This window comes from Aquabacterium sp. UBA2148 (genome assembly GCF_002328915.1).
Lineage (GTDB): Bacteria > Pseudomonadota > Gammaproteobacteria > Burkholderiales > Burkholderiaceae_C > Aquabacterium > Aquabacterium parvum.
This window is the reverse complement of sequence record NZ_DCXA01000017.1, coordinates 2,572-6,872: the sequence shown is the minus strand read 5'-3', so window position 1 is coordinate 6,872 and position 4,301 is coordinate 2,572. Positions and strand designations below refer to the sequence as shown.

The 4,301-nt window shown below is 70.0% G+C and carries 4 protein-coding genes; 2 read left to right on the top strand and 2 right to left on the bottom strand.

The window, feature by feature from the left end:
* A partial coding sequence (locus tag B2W70_RS00745; protein WP_286742030.1) for a D-alanyl-D-alanine carboxypeptidase/D-alanyl-D-alanine-endopeptidase occupies nucleotides 1–1,519 on the top strand: 1,519 nt, incomplete at its 5' end.
* Between the two features lie 56 nt (nucleotides 1,520–1,575).
* Nucleotides 1,576–1,899: a SemiSWEET family sugar transporter gene (locus B2W70_RS00740; protein ID WP_137841602.1), complete on the top strand. Its 324-nt coding sequence runs from the start codon at nucleotides 1,576–1,578 to the stop codon at nucleotides 1,897–1,899.
* On the opposite strand, the gene B2W70_RS00735 is transcribed toward B2W70_RS00740, so the two are convergent.
* Both B2W70_RS00735 and B2W70_RS00730 read right to left on the bottom strand, forming a co-directional pair.
* Nucleotides 1,884–3,089: an SGNH/GDSL hydrolase family protein gene (locus B2W70_RS00735; protein WP_286742029.1), complete on the bottom strand. Its 1,206-nt coding sequence runs from the start codon at nucleotides 3,087–3,089 to the stop codon at nucleotides 1,884–1,886. The two genes, B2W70_RS00740 and B2W70_RS00735, sit on opposite strands and share 16 nt — an antisense overlap.
* 95 nt (nucleotides 3,090–3,184) lie before the next feature.
* On the bottom strand, nucleotides 3,185–4,255 hold the full coding sequence (locus B2W70_RS00730; protein ID WP_286742043.1) for an L-threonylcarbamoyladenylate synthase: 1,071 nt from the start codon (nucleotides 4,253–4,255) through the stop codon (nucleotides 3,185–3,187).
* Nucleotides 4,256–4,301 lie beyond the last annotated feature (46 nt).

Below are 4,301 nucleotides of genomic sequence, written 5' to 3'. Positions count from 1 at the left end.
CGGCGCTTTTGTCAGCATGGGCCTGATCGCCACACCCAGCCAGGCCCAAACCCCCTCGGGCGCCTGGCCGCCGGCCCTGCAGCAGGCGCTCAAGCAAAGTGGCGTGCCGGCCGAGGCCGTCTCGCTCATGGTCTGGCCGGTGGACGCGCCCCAGCCGCGCTGGCAACACCAGGGCGAAGCCCCTCGGCAAGCCGCGTCGGTGATGAAGCTGTTCACCACGGGCGTGGCCCTCAAGCAGCTGGGCCCGGCCCATGTGTGGCGCACCGACGTGGGCCTGGGTGGCACGCTGCAAGCCAATGGTGCGCTCGACGGGCCGCTTCACCTGCGCGGGGGCGGCGATCCGTCCCTGCTCATCGAGCACGTTCAACGCATGATGGCCCGCTGGCGCAGCGCGGGCCTGCGCGACATCCGAGGCGGCATCGTCATCGACCGCAGCCTGTTTGAGCTGCCGCCTCACGACCCAGGCGCCTTCGATGGGCAATCGCTCAAGCCCTACAACGCCGGACCCGATGCGCTGCTGTTGAACCACCAGGCGGTCACGCTGCGCCTGATGCCCGACGCGGCACGCCCGGGCCAGGCCCAGGCCACCTTGGAGCCGCCCCTGCACGGGGTGCAACTGGAACACCGCCTGAGCCTGGCCGCTGGCTTGGCCTGTGGCGACTGGCGTGGTGCGCTCAAGCTGGACATCGCCCCCGCAGCTGGCTGGCCGCACGATGGCCGGGCGCGCTGGCTGGTGCGCCTGAGCGGAGCCTACCCTGCGGCCTGCGGCGAGAAGGAGTGGCCCCTGCTTTGGAGCGGCGATGGCCCCGGCGACCACGCCGCCCGCCTGCTGGAAGCCGCCTGGCAAGGCGCCGGCGGCCAGTTGGGCCAGGCGGTGCGCGATGGCAACTGGCCCGCTGGCCTGCCCACCTGGCAGACCTGGGTGTCGCCCCCGCTGGCCAGCGTGGTGCGGGACATCAACAAGTTCAGCAACAACGTGATGGCGCGCCAGATGTTTCTGAGCCTGGCGTTGGCGCCTGGCGGCTCGGGTGGCAACCCCGGGCAGAACGGCAACGCTGGCGATGCGAGTGGCGACACCCGACGCGCCCCGGCGACCTTGGCCCAAGCCCGATCCTTGGTGACGCGCCAGGTGATCGAGGCCACAGGAGGGGCCGAATCCGCCTGCCAGAGCGACGCCCTGGTGCTCGACAACGGCTCCGGCCTGTCACGCCTGGAGCACACCTCGGCGCGGTGCATGGCGCAATGGCTGCAGGCGATGTGGCGCAGCCCGGTGATGCCCGAGTTCATCGCTTCGCTGCCACTCAATGGGGTCGACGGCACCACGCGCCGCTGGCAGGCCGCCGCCGGCCAGGCCCACATCAAGACGGGCTCGCTGGAGGGCGTGGCCTCGGTGTCTGGCTACGTGCTGGGAGAATCGGGGCAACGCATCGTCGTCGTGGGGCTGGTCAACCACCCTCGCGCCGACGCGGCACGGCCGCTGTTGCAAGCCCTGATCGACTGGGCCCGCCAGGACCGCTGACGCCGCACGGCGCACACGCCAGCCCGCACCACCCTCTTCTTCGACACCCCACCTGCATGCCCGCCGCGAACCACCTGCCCGAATGGCTGCCCCTGACGCCTGCCACCATCGAATGGATCGGCGCCATCGCTGCGGCGCTGACCACAGCGTCCTTCCTGCCGCAGGTCTGGCTGACGTTTCGCACACGCGACGTCAGCGGGATCTCGCTGGGCATGTACAGCTGCTTCACCACCGGGGTGGCGCTGTGGCTGGTCTACGGCCTGTCGATCGGCTCGGTGCCGGTGACGGTGGCCAACGTGATCACGCTGACCTTCGCCACGGTGATCCTGGCCATGAAGATCAGGTATGGGCGGCGCTCAGCCGATCAGAACTGCTCGTAGGCGCGGTTGAACACCGTCACGCCGATGAGGTTGTGCAGCAGCGGGGCGGGGCGCTTGGCGTCGGCCCAGATGGCCGTGTTGGAGGCTGTGCCCGAGGTGTAGTACTGGCTGGTGCAGAACAGCAGCTTTTCGTCGTCATCGGCCGGGGCGCCGCCATCAGGACGCAGCACGGCCGCGGCATCGCACAGCGGCGTGGCGTACTGGTAAGCGTTGCTGCGTGTGCCTGGCTTGGTCAGCGACTCGGGGTTGATGCCTGCCAGGCTGCGCCCGGACACATTGCCCAGACCCGTGATGTAGAGGCGGTCGTTGTAGGCGCGCACGAGGTTGGTCATGAGCGTGGTCGTGCCGGCGCCCACGGCCAGGGGCGTTTGCCCCAGGTCGGGCGTGAGCGCCAGCACCACCTTGGCGCCGGTGCCGATGACGTCGCGCACGGCCGAGGCCATGCTGGCCGCGCGCGCCTGCAGCTCGGCGATGGCGCCGGCTTCCGTCTGGGTGCTGCCCTGGATGGCCTGGTACTGCTCCAGGATGTCGTTCTGGCCGACCATGATGGTCACCACGGTCTTGCTGTCGAGCTCGCCTCGGTGAGCGTTGATCTGGGCGATGACATCGGCCGTCTTGGCGCCCAGTGCCGCGTAGCTGACCGCGCCTGCGCGCGTGTCTTGTGCGCACTGGCTGGTGTAGCCCTTGCCATAGGCGCGAGCAACGATCTGCACCCAGGTGCTGGTGGCGTCGCAAGCGTAGTCGACGACGGTGGTGCGCTGGTTGGTGGGGCCGGCGTCGACCTCGAACTTGATGACCCAGTTCAGCCCGGTGGGCACGCGGTAGGTGGTGCCAGCCGAGGTGAAGGTCACGCCGCTGTCGCTGCTGCAGGCCCTGGCCTGGCTGTTGTCGTAGGCGCAGACCACGGCGGCTGACGTGACCACGGCCTTGGCGGTGTAGGTCAGGCCAGACAGGTCGGTGGCCACACCGGGGAAAGAGCTGTCCAGCAAGTTGGAGCTGGTGTCCGAGGCGATGGCGCTGTTCTCGTCACCGAACGACACGATGCGGTCCGGCGTGAAGTAGCTCTTGCGGTCACCGCCGCCGCAGGAAGCCAGCACGACGCTGGCGCAGGCCAGGGCCACGACACCCAAGCGGCGCACCAGGCGCTGGCCGGGGTTCAGGGACGGATGGCGGGTGGCAACACGGGACATGAACGCTCTCCAGGGATTCTCGTGATTCGGTTTTTCAACCCGGCAGTCTGCCATGGTCGTGTGAAGGCTTGTGAAGGCCGTGGATTCAGGTCAGCTCAGGCCGCCGCCGCGCGGGAGAGCCGGTCTCTCACACCGTCCCATGCAGCGCCTTCTGGCGGGCTCTCGACCCAGATCTGCTCAACGCCGGCAGCGTCGATCTCGCGCAGGTCGGCAAAGAGGTCGTGGGCAGCGGTGGCGGCGTCGCCGGGCATCGAGCGGTGCAACACGCCTTTGTGCGGCGCACGGCGTGCCCACAGGCTGCGCGAATAAACGGCAACGCGCGGCGGCGTGTGGGTGCCGGGGTGGCGCTCGCGCAGCAGGGCCGCCGTGATTTCGGGCTCGATGACATCGAGGCTGCGGTCGATCTGCTCGTCACTCATCAACACGACCTTGGCGCGCGGCGCGTAGTGTGACAGCAGCGTGCCCGAGGCGCGCGGCGCATCGGGGTCGGGCGCTTCGGGTTTGGACCACAGCAGCGGCTCGCCTGCGACGGCTTCGAGCTCGGCCAACGTCAGGCGGCCCGGGCGCAGCAGCACGGGCTGGTCGCGCGAGCAGTCGACGATGGTGGACTCGATGCCGACTTCGCAAGCGCCGCCGTCCAGCACCCAGACCTCGTCCAGGCCTTCGCCCTGGTCACGGAACTCTTCGATGACGTGGCTGGCGCGCGTGGGGCTGATGCGGCCGAAGCGGTTGGCGCTCGGTGCAGCGATGCCCAGGATGTCCTTGAGCGCGCAGGCTTCGAGCAACTGGCGCGCCACCGGGTGATCGGGGCAGCGCAGGCCGATGGTGTCCTGCCCCCCTGCTGCGGCACGGGCCATGTCGGGGTGGCGCGGCACGATGACCGTCAGCGGCCCGGGCCAGAAGGCCTCGACCAGGCGCTGCGCAACGGGCGGGAAGGTGGTGACGAAGTACAGCGCAGCGGCCTGGTTGGGCACGTGCACGATCAGCGGGTGATCGGCCGGGCGGCCCTTGGCCGCAAAGATGCGGGCCACGGCGTCGTCTCGGTCGGCGCGGGCACCCAGGCCGTAGACGGTTTCGGTGGGCAGGGCCACGAGGCCGCCTTCGGCCAGGCGTTGCGCGGCCTGCTCGATGGCGTCGGGCTGGGAGTCAGGGTCGAGCAGGCGCATGGTGGCTGAAGCGGCGTTCGGGGTGGCTGGGCGGGGGCTCGGTCTG